Source organism: Burkholderia sp. Bp9090 (genome assembly GCF_003857985.1).
Classification (GTDB): Bacteria; Pseudomonadota; Gammaproteobacteria; order Burkholderiales; family Burkholderiaceae; genus Burkholderia.
In genome coordinates this window covers 11601-32214 of record NZ_QTPV01000012.1, presented here as the reverse complement: position 1 = coordinate 32214, position 20614 = coordinate 11601, and the positions used below count along the sequence as shown (strand labels likewise).

Annotated in this window: 19 protein-coding genes and 1 other RNA gene; 14 read left to right on the top strand and 6 right to left on the bottom strand. The window is 65.8% G+C overall.

The features are described from left to right. Positions 1–17: 17 nt before the first annotated feature. The gene (locus DIE16_RS13885; protein WP_124892473.1) at positions 18–1595 is read right to left on the bottom strand and encodes an NADH-quinone oxidoreductase subunit NuoF; all 1578 of its coding nucleotides are present in this window, start codon (positions 1593–1595) and stop codon (positions 18–20) included. Further along, on the bottom strand, positions 1592–2092 hold the full coding sequence (locus DIE16_RS13880) for an NAD(P)H-dependent oxidoreductase subunit E (protein ID WP_124892518.1): 501 nt from the start codon (positions 2090–2092) through the stop codon (positions 1592–1594). Before DIE16_RS13880 ends, DIE16_RS13885 begins: the two co-directional genes overlap by 4 nt. Positions 2093–2222: 130 nt before the next feature. Between DIE16_RS13880 and DIE16_RS13875 the strand changes: the two genes are divergently transcribed. The 3 genes from DIE16_RS13875 (at position 2223) to DIE16_RS13865 (ending at position 4366) form a co-directional block, all read left to right on the top strand. Then, complete coding sequence (locus DIE16_RS13875) at positions 2223–3329, top strand: substrate-binding domain-containing protein (RefSeq protein ID WP_124892472.1); 1107 nt, start codon at positions 2223–2225, stop codon at positions 3327–3329. Positions 3330–3430: 101 nt separating this feature from the next. Beyond that, entirely contained in the window at positions 3431–3700 is a 270-nt protein-coding gene (locus tag DIE16_RS13870; protein ID WP_044844846.1) for a hypothetical protein, read from the top strand. A 312-nt stretch (positions 3701–4012) separates the two neighbouring features. Further along, entirely contained in the window at positions 4013–4366 is a 354-nt protein-coding gene (locus DIE16_RS13865) for a DUF4148 domain-containing protein (RefSeq protein WP_059599002.1), read from the top strand. A gap of 268 nt (positions 4367–4634) precedes the next feature. Here DIE16_RS13865 and ssrA read toward each other — a convergent pair. From ssrA to ompA, 4 genes are all read right to left on the bottom strand, one after another. Further along, positions 4635–5004, bottom strand: a transfer-messenger RNA (tmRNA) gene (gene ssrA, locus DIE16_RS13860). 17 nt (positions 5005–5021) lie between these two features. Continuing rightward, positions 5022–5738 carry a phosphoglycolate phosphatase gene (gene gph, locus DIE16_RS13855; protein ID WP_124892471.1) on the bottom strand — a complete coding sequence of 239 codons (717 nt, stop codon included), beginning with the start codon at positions 5736–5738 and terminating at the stop codon, positions 5022–5024. Between the two features lie 13 nt (positions 5739–5751). Next, positions 5752–6450, bottom strand: coding sequence for a bifunctional 2-polyprenyl-6-hydroxyphenol methylase/3-demethylubiquinol 3-O-methyltransferase UbiG (gene ubiG, locus DIE16_RS13850; RefSeq protein WP_044844843.1), 699 nt, complete (start codon positions 6448–6450; stop codon positions 5752–5754). A 152-nt stretch (positions 6451–6602) separates the two neighbouring features. Next, positions 6603–7274: an outer membrane protein OmpA gene (ompA, locus tag DIE16_RS13845; protein WP_044844842.1), complete on the bottom strand. Its 672-nt coding sequence runs from the start codon at positions 7272–7274 to the stop codon at positions 6603–6605. A gap of 536 nt (positions 7275–7810) precedes the next feature. On the opposite strand from ompA, the gene gyrA reads away from it, so the two are divergent. From gyrA to lapB, 11 genes are all read left to right on the top strand, one after another. Then, positions 7811–10414, top strand: coding sequence for a DNA gyrase subunit A (gene gyrA / locus DIE16_RS13840; RefSeq protein ID WP_044844841.1), 2604 nt, complete (start codon positions 7811–7813; stop codon positions 10412–10414). Between the two features lie 83 nt (positions 10415–10497). Continuing rightward, the gene (locus tag DIE16_RS13835) at positions 10498–11097 is read left to right on the top strand and encodes a DUF2059 domain-containing protein (RefSeq protein WP_044844860.1); all 600 of its coding nucleotides are present in this window, start codon (positions 10498–10500) and stop codon (positions 11095–11097) included. Positions 11098–11269: 172 nt separating this feature from the next. Then, positions 11270–12352 carry a 3-phosphoserine/phosphohydroxythreonine transaminase gene (gene serC / locus DIE16_RS13830; protein ID WP_124892470.1) on the top strand — a complete coding sequence of 361 codons (1083 nt, stop codon included), beginning with the start codon at positions 11270–11272 and terminating at the stop codon, positions 12350–12352. A 33-nt stretch (positions 12353–12385) separates the two neighbouring features. Further along, positions 12386–13468 (top strand): prephenate dehydratase, encoded by a 1083-nt coding sequence (gene pheA / locus DIE16_RS13825; protein WP_044844839.1) that lies wholly within the window; start codon positions 12386–12388, stop codon positions 13466–13468. A 187-nt stretch (positions 13469–13655) separates the two neighbouring features. Then, complete coding sequence (locus tag DIE16_RS13820) at positions 13656–14582, top strand: prephenate dehydrogenase/arogenate dehydrogenase family protein (protein WP_124892469.1); 927 nt, start codon at positions 13656–13658, stop codon at positions 14580–14582. A gap of 20 nt (positions 14583–14602) precedes the next feature. Beyond that, positions 14603–15907 (top strand): 3-phosphoshikimate 1-carboxyvinyltransferase, encoded by a 1305-nt coding sequence (gene aroA / locus DIE16_RS13815; RefSeq protein WP_124892468.1) that lies wholly within the window; start codon positions 14603–14605, stop codon positions 15905–15907. 12 nt (positions 15908–15919) lie between these two features. Continuing rightward, positions 15920–16606, top strand: a complete 687-nt coding sequence (gene cmk / locus DIE16_RS13810; RefSeq protein WP_124892467.1) for a (d)CMP kinase — start codon at positions 15920–15922, stop codon at positions 16604–16606. 142 nt (positions 16607–16748) lie between these two features. Continuing rightward, positions 16749–18461, top strand: a complete 1713-nt coding sequence (rpsA, locus tag DIE16_RS13805) for a 30S ribosomal protein S1 (RefSeq protein ID WP_044844859.1) — start codon at positions 16749–16751, stop codon at positions 18459–18461. Between the two features lie 22 nt (positions 18462–18483). Continuing rightward, complete coding sequence (locus DIE16_RS13800; RefSeq protein ID WP_034187427.1) at positions 18484–18807, top strand: integration host factor subunit beta; 324 nt, start codon at positions 18484–18486, stop codon at positions 18805–18807. Positions 18808–19017: 210 nt separating this feature from the next. Then, the gene (locus DIE16_RS13795) at positions 19018–19311 is read left to right on the top strand and encodes a lipopolysaccharide assembly protein LapA domain-containing protein (RefSeq protein WP_044844835.1); all 294 of its coding nucleotides are present in this window, start codon (positions 19018–19020) and stop codon (positions 19309–19311) included. A gap of 53 nt (positions 19312–19364) precedes the next feature. After that, positions 19365–20537 (top strand): lipopolysaccharide assembly protein LapB, encoded by a 1173-nt coding sequence (lapB, locus tag DIE16_RS13790; protein ID WP_124571003.1) that lies wholly within the window; start codon positions 19365–19367, stop codon positions 20535–20537. The last annotated feature ends 77 nt before the right edge of the window (positions 20538–20614 follow it).

Below are 20614 nucleotides of genomic sequence, written 5' to 3'. Positions count from 1 at the left end.
GCAGGGCTCCTTCTGGGTCAGGCCGCAGCCTTGACCGGACCCGACGCGGCTTGCTTGCCGGCGGCGAGCCCGAAATCTTCGGGGAAATGGTCGAGCGCGGACAGCACCGGATACGGCGTCATCCCGCCCATCGCGCACAGCGAGCCGGCGAGCATCGTGTCGCACAGGTCGCGCAGCAGCGTGACCTGGCGCTCCGACGTGTCGCCTTCGCGAATCCGCGCGATCGTCTCGACGCCGCGCGTCGAGCCGATCCGGCAGGGCGTGCACTTGCCACACGATTCGATCGCGCAGAACTTCATCGCGTATTCGGCGAGCTCCGCGAGATTCGACGTGTCGTCGTGCAGCACGATGCCGCCGTGGCCGACCACCGCGCCGATCGCCGCGTACGCCTCGTAGTCGAGCGGCACGTCCCACTGGTGTTCGGGCAGGTAGGTGCCGAGCGGGCCGCCGACCTGGGCGGCGCGCGCGGGCCGGCCGCTGGCCGAGCCGCCGCCGTAGTCGAACAGCAGCTCGCGCAGCGTGACGCCGAACGCGAGCTCGACGAGGCCGCCGTGGCGGATGTTGCCCGCGAGCTGGAACGGCAGCGTGCCGCGCGAGCGGCCCATCCCGTAGTCACGATAGAACGCGGCGCCGCGCGCGAAGATCACCGGCGCGGTCGCGAGCGTGATCACGTTGTTGATCACGGTCGGCTGGCCGAACAGGCCGGCGAGCGCCGGCAGCGGCGGCTTCGCGCGCACGACGCCGCGCTTGCCTTCGAGCGATTCGAGCAGCGCCGTTTCCTCGCCGCACACGTACGAACCGGCGCCCTTCGCGACGTGCAGGTCGAACGCATGCGCGGAGCCGAGCACGCGTTCGCCGAGCCAGCCGGCTTTGCGAGCGCGTTCGATCGCCGTTTCGAGTGCCGCGATTGCATGCGGGTATTCGCTGCGCACGTAGATGTAGCCGAGCGTCGCGCCCGTCGCGATGCCCGCGATGATCATCCCTTCGATCAGGCAGTACGGATCGCACTCCATGAGCAGGCGATCGGAGAACGTGCCCGAATCGCCTTCGTCCGCGTTGCAGACGATGTACTTCTGCGCGGCGCGCGCCTGCCGGACCGTGCGCCACTTGATGCCGGCCGGGAAGGCCGCGCCGCCGCGGCCGCGCAGCCCCGATTCGATCAGCTGCTCGCACGCGGCGTCGCCGTCGAGTGCGAGCGCGTTCTTCAGGCCGGCGAGGCCGTCATGCTTCAGGTAGTCGTCGATCGACAGCGGATCGGTCAGGCCGATGCGCGCGAACGTGAGGCGCTGCTGGCGCGCGAGATAGGGCAGCGCGTCGACGAGGCCGACGCCGCTCGGGTGCGTGCCGCCGTCGAGCCAGTTTGCATCGAACAGGGCGGGCACGTCGGCCGCCGACAGGTTCGCGTAGCCGACGCGCCCGGCGGCCGTGCCGACCTCGACGAGCGGCTCGAGCCACAGCAGCCCGCGCGAACCGTTGCGGATCAGTTCGATCGCGACGCCGCGCCGCTCGGCTTCCGCGAGGATCGCGGCGGCGAGGGCGTCGGCGCCGAGCGCCAGCGCGGACGAATCGCGCGGAACGTAGATGCGGGTCGTCATGCGGCCTCCGGGGTGTGGGCGGCCGCGTCGGCGAGCAGGGCGTCGAACTTCTCCGGCGTGACCTTTGCGTGCAGTACGCCGTTGACCGTCATCGACGGCGATTGTGCGCACAGCCCGAGGCAGTAGACCGACTCGAGCGCGACGTCGCCCGGCGCGTGCGCGTCGGCGCCATCGCCGTGCGCGGCGTCGAACCGGCAACCCGTGCGCGCTTCCGCGTGCGCGGCCAGCGCTTCGCAGCCCATGCTGCGGCACGCCTCGGCGCGGCACATCTGGATCGTCACGCGCGCGGGCGGCGTGGTGCGGAAGTGGTGATAGTAGGTGAGCACGCCGTGCACTTCGGCACGCGACAGATTCAGCGCCTTCGCGAGCGGCGCGACGCAGCCTGCCGGTACGTAGCCGGCCTCGTCCTGGATCGCATGCAGGATCGCGACGAGCGAGCGGCCGGCGCGCGCATGACGCTCGACGAGCGCGTCGGGCGCAGGGGAATTCGGGGACATCGTTGTGCTCCTCCAAAGTCTCATATGTGCCCTTGATTCATATAGTGCACACCGGGACTTCGTCCTGATTGATTTTGAGCAACGATAAGCGGAAGATTTCGCAGTCGCAATAGGAAATCGGAGTACATAATTGATTCGAATCGAATGCGACGCGTATCTGACCGTACGCGACACGGAGGGCCGCACGGCGAGCCTGTCGGATGTCGCCCCGTTGCTGGAGCTCGTCGCCGATACGGGCAGCATTGCACAGGCCGCGCAGGCGAAAGGGCTGTCGTATCGGCACGCGTGGGGCATGCTGCGGGCGCTGGAGGCGTGCGTCGGCGGCGAGTTGATCGAGACCGCGCGCGGCAAGGGATCGACATTGTCCGAGCTGGGGCAGGCGGTCGTCGACGCGCAGCGGCTCGCGCGCAGCCGTCTCGACGGGAACCTGCGCGCGCTGGCGGCCGAGGTGGCGAGCGACCTGAACCGGCGGCTCGCACAGCGCGACGGCGCCGTGCGCATCCATGCGTCGCACGGCTATGCGGTTGCGGCGCTCGTTTCCGCGCTCGTCGATGCGCAGGCCGCCGTCGACATCAAGTATCGCGAGAGCGTCGAGGCCGTGCAGGCACTCGCGCGCGGCGAATGCGAGCTGGCCGGCTTCCATCTGCCGCGCGGCGCGTTCCGCGAACGGTGCGCGCAGATCTACCGGCCGTGGCTCGACGACACGCGTCACGTGCTGATTCATCTGACGCGTCGCCAGCAGGGGCTGTTCGTGCCGCGCGGCAACCCGAAGCAGGTCGGCGGGCTGGCCGATCTCGCCCGCCACGACATCCGCTTCGTCAATCGGCAGCCGGGGTCGGGCACGCGCATGCTGCTCGATCTCGCGTTGCGGGCGATCGGCATCGATCCCGAGCGGATCGACGGCTATGCTTCGGCCGAGCTCACGCACTCGGCGATCGCCGCGTTCGTCGCGAGCGGGATGGCCGATCTCGGCTTCGGCGTCGAGCCGGCCGCCCGCCATTTCGGGCTCGATTTCATCCCGGTCGTCGACGAGGACTACTACTTCGCGTGCGAACGCGCGCAGCTCGACTCGCGGCCGCTCGCCGGCGTGCTCGCCTTGCTGCGCGATGCACGTTTCGTCGAGCGCGTCGCGCATCTCGACGGCTACGATCCGGCGGCGTGCGGGACGCTGGCCGGTGTCGCGGAGGGCTTCGCCGGTACGGTCGCGGCCGGTACGCCGGACGGCAACGCACGGTAACGGGAATGCACGCGAGCCGCGCTGCAGCAGCGAGGGATTTGCGCTACGCTTGCCGCTTGATCAACGTTCCAACAAGCACGCCGTTCAGGCGTCATCCCGCCATGAAACTTTCCGTTCCCTTCGCCGCGGCAGCGTTGACCGCAGGGCTTCTCGTCGCTGTTTCGCCGTTTGCGCTTGCGCAGAATTCCCCGGGCGTGCCTGGCGGCATCCTGAGCGAACAGTTCCGCCTGAACGAGCATCCGCAGATGCCGTTCGCGGCGTCCGCGCCGTCGCAGAAATACCAGAGCGGCAAGAAGTCGGCATTGCGCCGCAAGGGCGATATGGGGGATCCGAACGGCTGCAACCTGAAGTGCCCGCTGGACACTCAATAAACCAAGGCAGACGCGCCGGGTCGTCGTCGACGCGTCTGTGCGGCCGTGCCGCGCCGATGCCGCGCGATTCTTTTCGAGCCCCGCAGGGCATGCTGCCTTGCGGGGCTCGTGCTTTATGGCCGGTCGTAGTCCAGTGCGATCGTGCGATGCCGGATCGGGTGCCTGTCGGGATTCTAGGGTTAACCCGTAATCCAGGAAGGATGTCTTCCTGAAACCTGCCTTATTCTTAAGCATCCGCCTACATAAACTTCGGTTTGTCAGCGATGAACGGGTGTTCACCGCGAAATCAGACAAATCTGGAGGTAGGTCATCATGAAGTCGCTCGTTCAAGCCGTTGTCGTTGCTGCCGCTCTCGTTGCTCCGGTCGTTTCGTTTGCGCAGTCCGGCTCGGCACTCACCCGCGCACAGGTTCGCGCCGAACTGGTTCAGCTCCAGCAGGCCGGTTACAACACCGCCCGCGGCGAAGATCCGCACTATCCGGAAGCGATCCAGGCCGCAACCGCGCGTGTTGCAGAACAGCAGCGCAGCGCGTTGGCCCAGGCGCAAGGCGCCGACGCCAGCGGCTACGGCGCGCAGGTGCAGGGCGCATCGGCAGCGGGCTCGCGTGCGATCGGCGTGCGTCCGGCCAGCGCGGAAGAAATGAAGTCGCTGTATCGCGGCAGCTAAGCTGCGCATTGCCTGGCGGGGCCACGGGGCCGGTGCGACGATGCATCGCGTCCGGTCGCGGTGCCGGGCAGGGCGTCGTCCGCTGCGCTCGAGCGCAGCGTGGACGGCGCCGAACCTCCGTCACCTCCTGTCGCCGGCGTATCGGTGGCATTCCGCCTGGCCCGCCCGGGCCGGGCGCTTTTTCGGAGGGCGCGGGAGGTGGGCGCACCGGCAACAAAAAACCCCGCAGACTCGCGTCGTGCGGGGTTCGTGCGTCAAGCGCGGAATTTGGTGGAGGCGGCGGGAATCGAACCCGCGTCCAGAAGCGCTCCACGACTAGTTCTACATGTTTAGTTCAGTCATTTGATTTAACCGCAGCGACGCGGACGAACACGCTGCACTACGGCGATTCGCTAGGTTTTCGACCCTGGCGTCGCGACGCCGACAGGGCTTAACTGACGTAAATGACCTCTGGCGGTATTGCTACCGGTCTTGCGACACTAGCCCGTCAGTGAACTAGGCAGAGGACGGCGGCCGTTAGGCTGCCAGTGCGAACGTATCGTCGTTTGCAGTTACGATTTTCCCATTGATTAACGAGGTGACGGGTCCTCGACATGCCCTAGCCGCTTCACAACCCCTGTCGAAACCAGGTCGCCCCCGCGGATAAGATCAAACATTATAGCCCAACATCGCGCAACAGTTCGCGCAGTTCCTGCGTCGAGCCGACGAGATGCTGCGCCTGCCAGTCGGCCGGCGCGGCGCCGTCGCCGCAGTAGCCATAGGCAGCCGCGACGGTTGCCATCCCTGCCGCGCTGCCGGCCTGGATGTCGCGAAGATCGTCGCCGACATAGACGATGCGCTCGGGCGCGAGCGTCATCTGTCCGGCCGCGTGCAGCAGCGGGGCCGGATGCGGTTTCGAGTGCGGCGTTGTGTCGCCCGCGACGATGCAGGCCGCGCGCGGCGCAAGGCCGAGCAGGTCGGCGAGCGGCGCGGTGAGGCGCATCGCCTTGTTCGTGACGATGCCCCAGCGCACGCCGCGCGCATCGAGTTCGTCGAGCACGTCGCCGATGCCGGGGAACAGCACGGTGTGCACGCAGATGTCCGTCGCGTAATTGGTCAGGAATTCGTCGCGCATCGCTTCGTAGCCGGCCGATTGCGGGCCGATGCCGAATGCGCCGCCGAGCAGGCCGCGCGCGCCGGCCGATGCCAGCGGCCGCAGCACGTCGAGCGACGTTTCGGGCAGGCCGCGCACGCGCTGCATCTTGTTGACGGCGGCGGCGAGATCGGGCGCCGTGTCGGCGAGCGTGCCGTCGAGGTCGAACAGCACGGCATCGCAGTGCAGCAGGCGCGGCTCGTCGAGTGCGGGCCGCCCGGTCGAAAGGGGAGTCGTCATGCCGGTCGGAAGGTCACGCGCCGCGGCGGCACGCGACGAGATAGTTGATGTCGGTATCGTTCGACAGCGCGAAGCGCTTGCCGATCGGGTGATAGGTAATGCCCTTGATCTCCACGATATGCAGATCGGTCCCGCGCACGAAGCTCGCCAGTTCCGACGGGCGGATGAAGCGCGCGTAGTCGTGGGTGCCCTTCGGCAGCATCTGCGCGATGTACTCCGCACCGATCACTGCGAACAGGTAGGACTTCAGGTTGCGGTTCAGCGTGGAGAAGAACACCCAGCCGCCCGGCTTCACGAGCGTCGCGCACGCGGCGACGACGCCGGCCGGCGACGGGACGTGCTCGAGCATTTCCATGCACGTGACGACGTCATAGGTGCCCGGCTCGCGTTCGGCAATCGCTTCGGCGGCGATCGCCTCGTAATCGACCGTGATACCGCTTTCGAGGCTGTGCAGGTCGGCCACGCCGAGTGCTTCGGTCGACAGGTCGATGCCTTTCACCTGCGCGCCGAGTCCGGCCATCGATTCGGACAGGATGCCGCCGCCGCAGCCGATATCGAGCGCGCGCTTGCCGGCGAGGTGCGCATGCGAATCGATCCAGCCGAGCCGGACCGGGTTCAGGTCGTGCAGGGGCTTGAATTCGGCATTCGGATCCCACCACCGATGGGCGAGGTCGCTGAATTTCTGGAGTTCGTGCGGATCGGCGTTGGTCATGTCGGCAAACGGGCTACGGAAGGAGGGCGATGCGTCGGTACGTCAGCCCCGAGTATATAAGGGGGCGCACAACGAGGCCAGCGAGCGCCTGGGCGGGCGTCAAAGAAAAAGCCCCGCCGGAGCGGGGCTTTGAAGCAGTCGAAAACCGCGGCTTACTGTGCCGGAACGGTCGTCTTCTGGACTTCTTGCGTACCGACCACTTCGACTTCCACGCGGCGGTCCGGTGCGAGGCAGGCGATCAGTTGCTTGCGGTTCTTCTGGTTGCAGCCCGTCGTGACCGGGTTGCGCTTGCCCTTGCCTTCCGTGTAGATCTTGTTGGCCGGGACACCCTTGCTGACCAGGTACGACTTGACGGCTTGCGCACGGCGCAGCGACAGGCGGTCGTTGTACTTGTCCGAACCGATGCGGTCCGTGTAGCCCGTAGCGACGACCACTTCCGTGTTCATGCCCTGGATCTTCGAAGCCAGTTCGTCCAGCTTTTGCTTGCCCAGCGGCTTGAGCGTTGCCTTGTCGAAGTCGAACAGTGCGTCGGCTTGATACGTGATCTTCTGGCTCGTGATTGCCGGGGCGACCGGTGCGACCGGAGCCGGTGCCGGTGCCTGGGCGACCAGTGCGCCATCGCACTTCGCGTTGGCGGTGGCCGGCGTCCAGAACGCGTCACGCCAGCAGAGCTCGTTCGTGCCGTTCATCCACACCCATTCGCCCGTGCCGTTCACCCAGTTGTCGTTGACGGCTTGACGCGACGCCGGCACCGACTGTGCCGAAGCGGATGCAGCCATAACTGCGGTAGCTGCAATGAACGCGAGCTTTGAAAGTTTATTCATATTTCTCCTCTCGAAATTGAGATTACCGCAGGTTTACTGCGAGCCTGTTGACGGTGACAAGTCATACATTGCTCGAAGTATAACATTGGTGCGGCACAAAAAACGCGGCACCGCTCTGTGTAGACTTCGAGCAGCGTCTAACTTTCAGTGCGTTGGCATTTTGCCATATCGTTCCCTTCCTACGAAAAAAAATCCTCCCCACCCTAAGATCGCTTCAACTTTGTGGTGCATGCGCAACACTGGCCTGCCGTAACTTTTAGAGATTGTCAAGAGTGGGTCCGCGAAATTGCGCGAAAGGCCGCAAATGTTTACCCGCGTGCGCGACTCGGATCCGCGCGGCCCCCGAGCCGCCTGAGGGGGCGCGATCGCGGCCGGTTCGCGGTGCCGCTGCCGTGGTCGCGATTTTTGCTGTTTACATATAGAGGGGGTGGCGAATCGGTGGCTGATGGGCGCATGTTAGAATCTCGCGTTGCGTTGCGCATGCAGCGCCCACGCGAAAGGCGTTCGCCGTCTTCGCTCCGAAACGATACGGATACATGGATCAATTCGCCAAAGAGACCCTGCCCACCTCCCTAGAGGAGGAAATGCGCCGTTCGTATCTCGATTACGCGATGAGCGTGATCGTCGGACGTGCCCTTCCGGATGTCCGCGATGGCCTGAAACCCGTGCACCGGCGCGTATTGTTCGCGATGCACGAACTGAACAACGACTGGAACCGCGCGTACAAGAAATCGGCGCGTATCGTCGGTGACGTGATCGGTAAGTATCACCCTCACGGCGATACCGCGGTGTACGACACGATCGTGCGGATGGCGCAGGACTTCTCGCTGCGCTACATGCTGATCGACGGGCAGGGCAACTTCGGCTCGATCGACGGCGACAACGCCGCGGCGATGCGTTACACCGAAATTCGCATGGCGAAGATCGGTCACGAGCTGCTCGCCGACATCGACAAGGAAACGGTCGACTTCGAGCCGAACTACGACGGCAACGAGATGCAGCCGTCGGTCCTGCCGTCGCGCATCCCGAACCTGCTGATCAACGGTTCGTCGGGCATCGCGGTCGGCATGGCGACCAACATCCCGCCGCACAACCTGAACGAAGTCGTCGACGCGTGCCAGCACCTGCTGGGCAACCCGGAAGCGACGATCGACGAGCTGATCGAGATCATCCCGGCGCCGGACTTCCCGACGGCCGGCATCATCTACGGCGTCGCCGGCGTGCGCGACGGCTACCGCACCGGGCGCGGCCGCGTCGTGATGCGCGCGGCCACGCACTTCGAGGAGATCGACCGCGGCCAGCGGATGGCGATCATCGTCGACGAGCTGCCGTACCAGGTGAACAAGCGCTCGCTGCTCGAGCGCATTGCCGAGCTCGTCAACGAGAAGAAGCTCGAGGGCATCTCCGACATCCGCGACGAGTCCGACAAGAGCGGCATGCGCGTCGTGATCGAGCTGAAGCGCGGCGAAGTGCCCGAAGTGGTGCTGAACAACCTGTACAAGGCGACGCAGCTGCAGGACACGTTCGGCATGAACATGGTCGCGCTGGTCGACGGCCAGCCGAAGCTGCTGAACCTGAAGGAAATCCTGCAGTGCTTCCTGTCGCATCGACGCGAAGTGCTGACGCGCCGCACGATCTACGAACTGCGCAAGGCCCGCGAACGCGGCCACGTGCTCGAAGGTCTTGCCGTTGCGCTCGCGAACATCGACGAGTTCATCGCGATCATCAAGGCCGCGCCGACGCCGCCGATCGCGAAGCAGGAACTGATGGCGAAGCCGTGGGATTCGTCGCTCGTGCGCGAGATGCTGACGCGCGCCGAGACCGAGAACGCATCCGCGGGCGGCCGCTCCGCGTACCGTCCGGAAGGCCTGAATCCGGCGTTCGGGATGCAGACCGACGGGCTGTACCGTCTGTCCGACACGCAGGCGCAGGAAATCCTGCAGATGCGTCTGCAGCGCCTGACCGGTCTCGAGCAGGACAAGATCATCGGCGAGTACCGCGAAGTGATGGCGCAGATCGCCGACCTGCTGGACATCCTCGCGCGCCCGGAGCGGATCACGACGATGATCGGCGAAGAGCTGACCTCGGTGAAGGCCGAATTCGGCGACGCGCGCCGCTCGAAGATCGAGCTGAACGCGACCGAGCTGAATACCGAAGACCTGATCACGCCGCAGGACATGGTCGTCACGATGTCGCACGCGGGCTACGTGAAGTCGCAGCCGCTGTCCGAGTATCGCGCGCAGAAGCGCGGCGGTCGCGGCAAGCAGGCGACGCAGATGAAGGAAGACGACTGGATCGAGACGCTGTTCATCGCGAACACGCACGACTACATCCTGTGCTTCTCGAACCGCGGCCGCGTGTACTGGGTCAAGGTCTATGAAGTGCCGCAGGGCTCGCGCAACTCGCGCGGCCGTCCGATCGTCAACATGTTCCCGCTGCAGGAAGGCGAGAAGATCAACGTCGTGCTGCCGGTCAAGGAGTTCTCGGCCGACAAGTTCGTGTTCATGGCGACGTCGCTCGGCACCGTGAAGAAGACGCCGCTCGAAGCATTCAGCCGCCCGATGAAGAAGGGCATCATCGCGGTCGGCCTCGACGAGGGCGATTACCTGATCGGCGCGTCGATCACCGACGGCGCGCACGACGTGATGCTGTTCTCTGACGCAGGCAAGGCCGTGCGCTTCGACGAGAACGACGTGCGCCCGATGGGCCGGGAAGCGCGCGGCGTGCGCGGCATGCAGCTCGAGGACGGGCAGCAGGTCATCGCGCTGCTGGTTGCCGGCAGCGAGGAGCAGACCGTGCTCACCGCGACCGAAAACGGCTACGGCAAGCGCACGCCGATCACCGAGTACACGCGTCACGGCCGCGGCACGAAGGGGATGATCGCGATCCAGACGTCCGAGCGCAACGGCAAGGTCGTCGCCGCGACGCTCGTCGACGCCGAGGATCAGATCATGCTGATCACGACCGCCGGCGTGTTGATCCGGACGCGTGTGTCCGAGATTCGCGAAATGGGGCGCGCCACGCAAGGTGTTACACTCATCAGTCTCGATGAGGGTACCAAGCTCTCCGGCCTGCAGCAGATCGCGGAAGCCGAAGAGGGCGATGGCGAGGCCGACGAGGCGTCGGACGGCGAAGCCTGAAGAACGGATGAGACTCGAGCCGCCGCGGGCGAAAAGCGCCGCGGTCGGCGAGCAACCATTCATATTTCCAAAAGGGAGTGATGATGCAAAAGCAATTCAAGCAACTGGTTCTGCTGGCTGCACTGGTGCCGACGTTCGCGATGGCGCAAGCGCTGTCGAATTCCGCACCGGCTGCGACCGCGGCAGCTGCGCCGATCGACGCCGACAAGAAGGCAGCGATCAAGGATCTGCTCGACGCGATCGACGCGCCGAAGCTCGTGTCGGCTATCGGCAACAGCGCCGAGATGCAGGCAAAGCAGCTCGTGCCGGCGATCCTGTCGGACGCGCTGTCGGAAAACAAGTCGCTGAACGACAAGCAGAAGCAAGCTGCCGTGCCGACGCTGCAGAAGAACGCAGTGCCGAAGCTGGTTGACGGCGCGGGCAAGGTGTTCGGCTCGCAGCAGTTCCAGAACGATGCGATGTCGGCTCAGTACGACGCCTATGCGAAGTACTACAGCACGTCGGAGATCAAGGATCTGACGACGTTCTACAAGAGCCCGACGGGCCGCAAGTTCATCCAGGTTCAGGATCAGGTCGGCCGCGACGTGGTCAACGGCCTGATGCAGAAGTACATGCCGCAAGCGATCCAGGCGACGCGCGCGCAGGCTGACAAGGAAGTCGCGGCAGTCAAGCCGGGCAAGTAAGCCGTCCGGGCACGCCGCCCGGCCGTTCGGCCGGGTTTGGCGGGAGCCTGATGACAGTGCGATAATGGCCGTTTGCGCGCGAGCGCAAGCGGCCATTTCTTTTCAGGCGCGGTTCTTTCTGCCGGCGGCAAGCCGGTCGCAAGCCGGTCGCGTCCCTCCCGAGGTTTTCACGATGCGCGTCTTTAATTTCTCCGCCGGTCCTGCGGCGCTCCCCGAGGAAGTGCTGCGGCAGGCCGCCGACGAAATGCTCGACTGGCACGGCAGCGGCATGAGCGTGATGGAGATGAGCCATCGCGGCAAGGAATTCATGTCGATCCACGAGGCGGCGCTGACCGACCTGCGCGAACTGCTCGATGTGCCGGCCAGCCACCGGATCCTGTTCCTGCAGGGCGGCGGCATCGGCGCGAACGCGACCGTGCCGATGAACCTGCTCGGCTCGCGCAAGACCGCCGACTTCGTCGTGACGGGCTCGTGGTCGCAGAAGTCGTTCAACGAAGCGAAGAAATACGGCACGCCGCATCTGGCCGCCTCCGGCAAGACGGCCGACGGTTTCACGCGCGCGCCTGCCCGTGCCGAGTGGCAGCTGTCGGACGATCCGGCCTACGTGCATCTGTGCACGAACGAGACGATCGACGGCGTCGAGACGTTCGAGATTCCCGACCTCGGCGACGTGCCGCTCGTCGCCGATGTCTCGTCGCACATCCTGTCGCGCCCGATGGACGTCGCGAAGTACGGCGTGCTGTTCGGCGGCGCGCAGAAGAACATCGGAATAGCCGGCGTGACGGTCGTGATCGTGCGCGAGGATCTGCTCGATCGCGCGCTGTCGATCTGCCCGTCCGCATTCGAATGGAAAACCGTCGCCGAGAACAACTCGCTGTACAACACGCCGCCCACCTATGCGATCTACGTCGCGGGCCTCGTGTTTCAGTGGCTGAAGCGGCAGGGCGGCCTCGAGGCGATCGAGGCCCGCAATATCGAGAAGGCGAAGCTGCTCTACGACACGATCGATGCGAGCAGCTTCTATCTGAACAAGGTCGAGCCGGCGGCGCGTTCGCGGATGAACGTGCCCTTTTTCCTGGCCGACGAAACGCGCAATGAAGACTTCCTTGCCGGCGCAAAGGCGCGCGGGTTGCTGCAGCTGAAGGGCCACAAGTCCGTCGGCGGCATGCGGGCGTCGATCTACAACGCGGTGCCGCTCGAGGGCGTGAAAGCGCTCGTCGAGTACATGAAGGACTTCGAACGGCGCGGCGCCTGACGGCGGCGCTGTTCAAACAGCACGGCAAAACGCATGGACGACGAACTGAATTCCCGCCTGAAACCGCTGCGCGACCGCATCGATGCGATCGACGCGCAGCTGATCGCGCTCCTCAACCAGCGCGCCGCGGTGGCGCTCGAGGTGGGCGAGGTCAAGAAGCATTTCAATGCGCCGGTGTTCCGGCCGGAACGCGAGCTGCAGGTGATCGCGCGCCTGCAGGACATGAGCGCGGGGCCGCTCGCGAGCGAGCACATCAGCGCCATCTGGCGCGAGATCATGGCCGCGAGCCGCGCGCTCGAGCAGACGATCCACGTCGCGTTCCTCGGGCCGGTCGGCACGTACAGCGAACAGGCGATGTTCGAGTATTTCGGCCAGTCGATCGAAGGGCTGCCGTGTCCGTCGATCGACGAGGTGTTCCGCTCGGTCGAGGCGGGCGCGTCCGCATTCGGCATCGCGCCGGTCGAGAATTCGACCGAAGGCGCGGTGTCGCGCACGCTCGACCTGCTGCTGCAGACGCAGTTGCTGATCAGCGGCGAACTCGCGCTGCCGATCCATCACAACCTGCTCACGCAGAGCGGCACGCTCGACGGCGTGAAGCGCGTCTGCGCGCATGCGCAGGCACTCGCGCAATGCCAGCAGTGGCTCGCCGCGAACGCACCGCAGCTCGAGCGGCAAGCAGTGTCGAGCAACGCGGAGGCCGCGCGTCTCGCGGCGGCCGACCCGAGCGTCGCGGCGATCGCGGGCGACCGCGCGGCCGCGCACTACGGGCTGCAGATCGCGTTCTCGCTGATCCAGGACGATCCGCACAACCGCACGCGCTTCGTGATCATCGGCAAGCAGCCGGCCGGACCGAGCGGTCACGACCAGACCTCGCTGATCGTTTCGGTGAAGAACGAGCCGGGTGCGGTGTTCAAGCTGCTCGAACCGCTCGCGCGGCACGGGGTGTCGATGACCCGCTTCGAATCGCGCCCGGCGCGCGTCGGCACGTGGGAGTATTACTTCTACATCGACATCGAAGGGCACCGGGACGAGCCAGCCGTGGCCGCCGCGCTCGCGGAGCTCGGCCAGAAGGCCGCGTTCCTGAAGGTACTCGGTTCGTATCCGCGCGCGCGCTGACGCGCAGCGGCCCGTCGCCTGCACCGCGCAGGCGGCGCGGCGAAGCGGGCAGGGCAGGCCGGGCGGCGCTGCCCAAGGCGGGCTCGGGCGGTATCCGGTGCAGGTCGTGCCGGGTGCGGGCCCGTTGCCCGGAATCTGGACTTCCGCGCGCGGGGCATCGTTCCGCGCGCGTCACTTGGCTCTTGTCGTGTCAGGCTTTGCATTCAACAAACTGGTCATCTTCGGCGTCGGCCTGATCGGCGGATCGCTGGCGCGCGCGCTGCGCGAGCGCGCACCGGGCGGCGCGGGCGAAGTCGTCGGCGTCGGCCGTTCCCGTGCGTCGGTCGAGCGCGCGCTCGCGCTCGGCGTGATCGATCGCGCGGCGGCGCTCGACGACGATGCGCAACTGCGCGACGCGCTTGCCGGCGCCGATCTCGTGCTGCTGGCCGCGCCCGTCGCGCAAACGGGCCCGCTGCTCGCGCGCATCGCGCCGTGGCTCGACGCCGCGACGCTCGTCACCGACGCGGGCAGCACCAAGTCCGATGTCGTCGCGGCGGCGCGCGACGTGCTCGGTGCGCGGATCGCGCAATTCGTGCCGGGCCACCCAATCGCCGGGCGCGAGTCGAGCGGTGTCGAGGCCGCGCTGCCGGATCTGTACGTCGGCCGCAACGTCGTGCTGTGCCCGCTGCCGGAGAACGCACCCGACGCGGTCGCGCGGATCGACGCGATGTGGCGGGCGACCGGCGCCGACGTGCGCACGATGAGCACGGCGCAGCACGATCGCGTGTTCGCGTCGATCAGCCATCTGCCGCACGTGCTGTCGTTCGCGCTCGTCGAGCAGATCCTCGGCGAGACGGATGCCGAACTGAAATTCTCGTATGCGGCGGGCGGCTTCCGCGACTTCACGCGGATCGCGGCGTCGAGCCCGGAAATGTGGCGCGACGTGTGTGTCGCGAATCGCGCGGCGCTGCTCGACGAGCTCGACGGCTACACGCGCGTGCTCGCCCGGCTGCGTGCGGCGATCGACGCCGGCGACGGCGCGGCGCTTGAAGCCGTGTTCACGCGCTCGCGCGCGGCCCGCAAGGCATGGCAGGAACGCGGCGCGCAGCCCGCTGCCGAACCGGTCAAGAAATAACAGGAAACAGGACGATTCCCATGGACTATCTCGATCTCGGCCCGTATTCCAGTGCGTCGGGCACCGTGCGCCTGCCCGGCTCGAAGAGCATCTCGAACCGCGTGCTGCTGCTTGCGGCGCTTGCCGAAGGCGATACGACGATCACCAACCTGCTGGATTCCGACGACACGCGCGTGATGCTCGATGCGCTCGGCAAGCTCGGCGTGAAGCTCGCGCGCGACGGCGACACCTGTGTCGTCACCGGCACGCGCGGCGCGTTCACCGCGAAGACCGCCGACCTGTTCCTCGGCAACGCGGGCACCGCGGTGCGACCGTTGACGGCGGCGCTCGCGGTCAATGGCGGCGACTATCGCGTGCATGGCGTGCCGCGCATGCACGAGCGGCCGATCGGCGATCTCGTCGACGGCCTGCGGCAGATCGGCGCGCAGATCGACTACGAGCAGAACGACGGTTTTCCGCCGCTGCGGATCAAGCCTGCGGCGATCGCGGTCGACGCGCCGATCCGCGTGCGCGGCGACGTGTCGAGCCAGTTCCTCACCGCGCTGCTGATGACGCTGCCGCTCGTGAAGGCGAAGGACGGCAGGATCGTCGTCGAAGTCGACGGCGAACTGATCTCGAAGCCGTACATCGACATCACGATCCGGCTGATGGAGCGCTTCGGCGTGACCATCGAGCGCGACGGCTGGCAGCGCTTCGTCGTGCCGGCCGGCGTCCGCTACCGTTCGCCGGGGCGCATCATGGTCGAGGGCGATGCGTCGTCGGCCTCGTATTTCCTCGCGGCCGGCGCGCTCGGCGGCGGCCCGCTGCGCGTCGAGGGCGTAGGGCGCGCGAGCATCCAGGGCGACGTCGGCTTTGCGAATGCGCTGATGCAGATGGGCGCGAACGTATCGATGGGCGACGACTGGATCGAGGTGCGCGGCATCGGCCACGACCATGGCAAGCTCGAGCCGATCGACATGGACTTCAACCTGATTCCCGACGCGGCGATGACCATCGCGGTCGCGGCGCTGTTCGCGAGCGGCACGAGCACGCTGCGCAACATCGCGAGCTGGCGCGTGAAGGAAACCGACCGCATCGCCGCGATGGCGACCGAGTTGCGCAAGGTCGGCGCGATCGTCGAGGAAGGCCCCGACTATCTGGTCGTCACGCCGCCGCAACAACTCACGCCGAACGCCGCGATCGACACGTACGACGATCACCGGATGGCGATGTGCTTCTCGCTCGTCAGTCTGGGCGGCGTGCCCGTGCGAATCAACGATCCGAAGTGCGTCGGCAAGACGTTCCCCGACTATTTCGACCGCTTCGCCGCGCTCGCCAAGGCCTGACCCACCGTACCGATGAAATCCACCCGACCCTTTCACCCGACCCCCGTCATCACGATCGACGGTCCGACCGCTTCCGGCAAGGGGACCGTCGCCGCGCTCGTCGCCGCGCATCTCGGCTTCCACCTGCTCGACAGCGGCGCGCTGTATCGTCTCGCCGCGCTCGCGAGCGTACGCTACGGCATCGCGGCGGAGGACATCGACGCGCTCGTGAAGCTGATCGACGATCTTCACATCACGTTCCGCGAGGGCTGCGCGCAGCTCGACGGCGTCGACGTGTCGAACGACATCCGCGCCGAAGCGGTCGGCAACCGCGCGTCGGCGATTGCCGTGCATGGGCCGGTGCGTACCGCGCTGGTCGCGCGCCAGCGCGCATTCCGCAAGACGCCGGGCCTTGTCGCCGACGGGCGCGACATGGGCACCGTGATCTTCCCGGACGCCGTGCTGAAGGTGTTTCTGACGGCCAGCGCCGAGGCGCGCGCGGCCAGACGGTATAAGCAATTGATGCAAAAAGGTTTTTCTGCTAATATAGATGACTTGCTCCGGGATCTTCGTGAACGTGATGCGCGCGACAGCAATCGCGCCGCCGCGCCGCTGAAGCCCGCGGCAGATGCCAAGCTGCTCGATACGTCGGCGCTTTCGGTCGATGAAGCGGTCGACCAGGTGCTGCAGTGGTATCGGGCGCTCGGCCAGCCCGCCTGAGAAGGCGAGCGGCAGTAGGTGCTTCGCGCGGGCAGCGCGGAGCGTGTTTCGAACCCTTAACCCCGTATGGACCTCGATCTGGCCCTTTCAGCCTGCCATTCCGGCCGGCGTGGCACAGCGAGCCATGCACAATCAGATTTTTATGTCCGACCTGCAAACCTCCACCCCGAATACCGAATCCTTTGCGGCTCTGTTCGAAGAGTCGCTGACCCGTCAAGACATGCGCGCCGGCGAAGTGATTTCCGCCGAAGTCGTGCGCGTCGACCACAACTTCGTGGTCGTCAATGCAGGCCTGAAGTCCGAGGCTTACATTCCGATCGAGGAATTCCTGAACGATCAGGGCGAGGTTGAGGTGCAGTCGGGCGATTTCGTGTCCGTCGCGATCGACGCACTCGAAAACGGCTACGGCGACACGATCCTGTCGCGCGACAAGGCGAAGCGCCTGGCATCGTGGCTGTCGCTGGAAAAGGCCCTCGACAACAACGAACTCGTCACCGGCACGATCACCGGCAAGGTGAAGGGCGGCATGACCGTGATGGTCAACGGCATCCGCGCGTTCCTGCCGGGTTCGCTGGTCGACACGCGTCCGGTCAAGGACACGACCCCGTACGAAGGCAAGACGCTCGAGTTCCGCGTGATCAAGCTCGATCGCAAGCGTAACAACGTCGTGCTGTCGCGTCGTGCAGTGATCGAAGCAACGCAAGGCGAAGAGCGCGCGAAGCTGCTCGAGACGCTGAAGGAAGGCGCGATCGTCAACGGCGTGGTCAAGAACATCACCGACTACGGCGCGTTCGTCGACCTCGGCGGCATCGACGGCCTGCTGCACATCACCGACATCGCATGGCGTCGCGTGCGTCACCCGAGCGAAGTCCTGTCGGTTGGCCAGGAAGTCACCGCGAAGATCCTCAAGTTCGACCAAGAGAAGAACCGCGTCTCGCTGGGCATCAAGCAACTGGGCGACGATCCGTGGGAAGGCATCTCGCGCCGTTACCCGTCGGGCACGCGCCTGTTCGGCAAGGTCACGAACATCACCGACTACGGCGCATTCGTCGAAGTGGAATCGGGCATCGAAGGCCTCGTCCACGTGTCGGAAATGGACTGGACCAACAAGAACGTTGCGCCGTCGAAGGTTGTCCAGCTGGGCGACGAAGTCGAAGTCATGGTCCTCGAGATCGACGAAGACCGTCGTCGTATCAGCCTCGGCATGAAGCAGTGCAAGCCGAATCCGTGGGATGACTTCAGCCGCAACTTCAAGAAGGGCGACAAGATCACGGGCGCAATCAAGTCGATCACCGACTTCGGCGTGTTCATCGGTCTGCCGGGCGGCATCGACGGCCTGGTCCACCTGTCGGACCTGTCGTGGAGCGAAGCCGGCGAAGAAGCTGTTCGCAAGTACAAGAAGGGCGACGAAGTCGAAGCGATCGTGCTCGGTATCGACGTCGAGAAGGAGCGTATTTCGCTCGGCATCAAGCAGCTCGAAGGCGACCCGTTCAGCAACTACGTTGCAATGAACGACAAGGGTTCGATCGTCGACGGCGTGGTGAAGTCGGTCGATGCGAAGGGCGCTGTCATCACGCTGACGGGCGACATCGAAGGCTACCTGCGTGCATCGGAAATCTCGCAGGATCGCGTCGAAGACGCACGCAACGTGCTGAAGGAAGGCGACAAGGTCAACGCGATGGTGATCAACATCGATCGCAAGTCGCGTGGCATCAACCTGTCGATCAAGGCGAAGGATTCGGCTGAACAACAGGAAGCGATCCGCGGCCTGCAGTCGGACACCAGCGCTGCTGCGACCGGTACGACCAACCTCGGCGCGCTGCTGAAGGCGAAGCTCGACGGCCAGAACCAGTAAGCCTCACGAGGTCTGCTGAAGTATGACCAAATCCGAGTTGGTCGCGCAGCTGGCACTGCGATTTCCGCAACTTGTCCTCAAGGATGCGGATTTCGCGGTGAAAACGATGCTCGATGCGATGTCCGACGCCCTGGCGAAAGGGCATCGCATCGAAATTCGGGGTTTCGGCAGCTTCGGCCTCAACCGTCGCCCGGCGCGCGTCGGACGCAACCCGAAGTCGGGGGAGAAGGTGCAGGTGCCCGAGAAGTTCGTGCCTCACTTCAAGCCCGGCAAGGAATTGCGTGAACGCGTCGACGGCCGCGCCGGCGAGCCGCTGAAAGCTGATGATCCGGACGACGAACGTTGAACGTCGTTCGGCTTGCCCGGAATCCGTCCGGCGAAGGCTGAAGAAAAAAGCGCCCCTTGCGGGCGCTTTTTTCATTTCCGGCCGCCGTGCGGCAATGCGCATCCGCAGGATGTGCGGTGACGCGGAAACGCTTCCTTTACAATACGGGTCGATTCGGCGCCGCGAAGGGGAGTCGCGCGCCGCGGCAAACCTCAACAAAGAGAGGGCTACATGAAGTTTATCGTCTGGCTGATCCGGGTATTGGTGTTCGTGCTGCTGCTGGTGCTCGCACTGGCCAATACGCAAACCGCGACGCTGAATTTCGTTGCCGGCTACGCATGGCAAGCGCCGCTGATCCTGATCGGCCTCGCGTTCTTCGTCGTCGGGCTGCTGGCCGGCCTGCTGTCGGCACTGCCGGCGATGTTCCGCCTGCGCCTCGAGAACGGGCGCCTGAAGCGCGATCTGCGTGCGGCGCGCGAAACCCCGGCCATCGTCGACCAGCCGCCGATGCCGCCCGTCATTTAACACGGACGCCGCGCGACTCCCGCGCGGTTTTCGTCTCTGCTTCGATATTTCGCATGGATCTGGATTTCTGGTGGTTGCTCGCGATTCCGGTGGCGTTCGCGCTCGGCTGGGCGGCGTCACGCTATGACCTGAAGAACCTCCTGTCGGAGAGCGCCAACCTGCCGCGATCGTATTTCCGCGGCCTGAACTTTCTGTTGAACGAACAACCGGACAAGGCGATCGACGCGTTCATCGAGGTCGCGAAACTCGACCCCGAGACGGTCGAGCTGCACTTCGCGCTCGGCAACCTGTTCCGCCGTCGCGGCGAAACGGACCGTGCGATCCGCGTGCACCAGAATCTGCTGAGCCGCACGGACCTGCCGGTCAACGAGCGCGACCATGCGCTGTACGAACTCGGCCAGGATTTCCTGAAGGCCGGCCTGCTCGATCGTGCCGAGGAGGCATTCCACCGGCTCGCCGACGGCGACTACGCGCTGGGCGCGCAGCGGGCGCTGCTGACGATCTACGAGATCGAGAAGGACTGGAACAAGTCGATCGACACCGCGAAGCGCATCGAATCGATGAGCGACAAGCCGCTCGGCACCGAAATAGCGCAGTTCCACTGCGAACTCGCGCAGGACGCGCTGCAACGCAAGAACGCCACTGCCGCGGCCGAGCAGTTGAAGCTCGCGCTTGCCGCAAACCCGCAGAACGTCCGCGCGACGATCCTGTCCGGTGATGCCGCGCAGGCGGCGGGCGATCACGCGGCCGCGATCGAGCACTGGAAGCGCGTCGAGGCGCAAAATCCCGCTTATCTGCCGCTCGTCGCCGACAAGCTGATGAAGGCCTATGTCGCGCTCGACAAGCCGGTCGAGGGCGCCGAGCTGCTGATGGGCTACGTCGATCGCTATCCGTCGAACGACCTGCTCGATACTGCGTATCAGCACATCGCCGGGTTGCGCGGCCAGGACGCGGCGCATACGCTCGCGCGCACGCAGATGGAGAAGTCGCCGAACCTGTCGGGCATGCTGCACCTGCTCGATGCGCAGATCGCGGCCGCCGACGAGCCGCGCCGTAAGGAACTTGAAATGATGCGCGCGCTGATCAAGCAGCGAACCAAAAATCTGCCACGCTATACGTGCCAGAATTGCGGTTTCCGGGCACGGCTCTTCTACTGGCAGTGCCCCGGATGCAGCGGCTGGGAAACCTATGCGCCGCGCCGCGTCGAACCTGCGATGCCGGGTTGATCCCGGGGCGCGGCGCCGACGCACTGCGGTTCCCGCCGGGTCCGGCCCGGCGGGCAAGTTAGTCAATTACCGGGACG

Coding starts and splice junctions, on each gene's coding strand:
- DIE16_RS13870 (WP_044844846.1), top strand. CDS start 3,431: ATGAAACTTTCCGTTCCCTTCGCCGCGGCAGCGTTGACCGCAGGGCTT.
- cmk (WP_124892467.1), top strand. CDS start 15,920: ATGAAATCCACCCGACCCTTTCACCCGACCCCCGTCATCACGATCGAC.
- gyrA (WP_044844841.1), top strand. CDS start 7,811: ATGGATCAATTCGCCAAAGAGACCCTGCCCACCTCCCTAGAGGAGGAA.
- DIE16_RS13795 (WP_044844835.1), top strand. CDS start 19,018: ATGAAGTTTATCGTCTGGCTGATCCGGGTATTGGTGTTCGTGCTGCTG.
- pheA (WP_044844839.1), top strand. CDS start 12,386: ATGGACGACGAACTGAATTCCCGCCTGAAACCGCTGCGCGACCGCATC.
- DIE16_RS13800 (WP_034187427.1), top strand. CDS start 18,484: ATGACCAAATCCGAGTTGGTCGCGCAGCTGGCACTGCGATTTCCGCAA.
- ompA (WP_044844842.1), bottom strand. CDS start 7,274: ATGAATAAACTTTCAAAGCTCGCGTTCATTGCAGCTACCGCAGTTATG.
- rpsA (WP_044844859.1), top strand. CDS start 16,749: ATGTCCGACCTGCAAACCTCCACCCCGAATACCGAATCCTTTGCGGCT.
- DIE16_RS13885 (WP_124892473.1), bottom strand. CDS start 1,595: ATGACGACCCGCATCTACGTTCCGCGCGATTCGTCCGCGCTGGCGCTC.
- lapB (WP_124571003.1), top strand. CDS start 19,365: ATGGATCTGGATTTCTGGTGGTTGCTCGCGATTCCGGTGGCGTTCGCG.
- serC (WP_124892470.1), top strand. CDS start 11,270: ATGCGCGTCTTTAATTTCTCCGCCGGTCCTGCGGCGCTCCCCGAGGAA.
- DIE16_RS13835 (WP_044844860.1), top strand. CDS start 10,498: ATGCAAAAGCAATTCAAGCAACTGGTTCTGCTGGCTGCACTGGTGCCG.
- aroA (WP_124892468.1), top strand. CDS start 14,603: ATGGACTATCTCGATCTCGGCCCGTATTCCAGTGCGTCGGGCACCGTG.
- DIE16_RS13865 (WP_059599002.1), top strand. CDS start 4,013: ATGAAGTCGCTCGTTCAAGCCGTTGTCGTTGCTGCCGCTCTCGTTGCT.
- gph (WP_124892471.1), bottom strand. CDS start 5,738: ATGACGACTCCCCTTTCGACCGGGCGGCCCGCACTCGACGAGCCGCGC.
- DIE16_RS13880 (WP_124892518.1), bottom strand. CDS start 2,092: ATGTCCCCGAATTCCCCTGCGCCCGACGCGCTCGTCGAGCGTCATGCG.
- ubiG (WP_044844843.1), bottom strand. CDS start 6,450: ATGACCAACGCCGATCCGCACGAACTCCAGAAATTCAGCGACCTCGCC.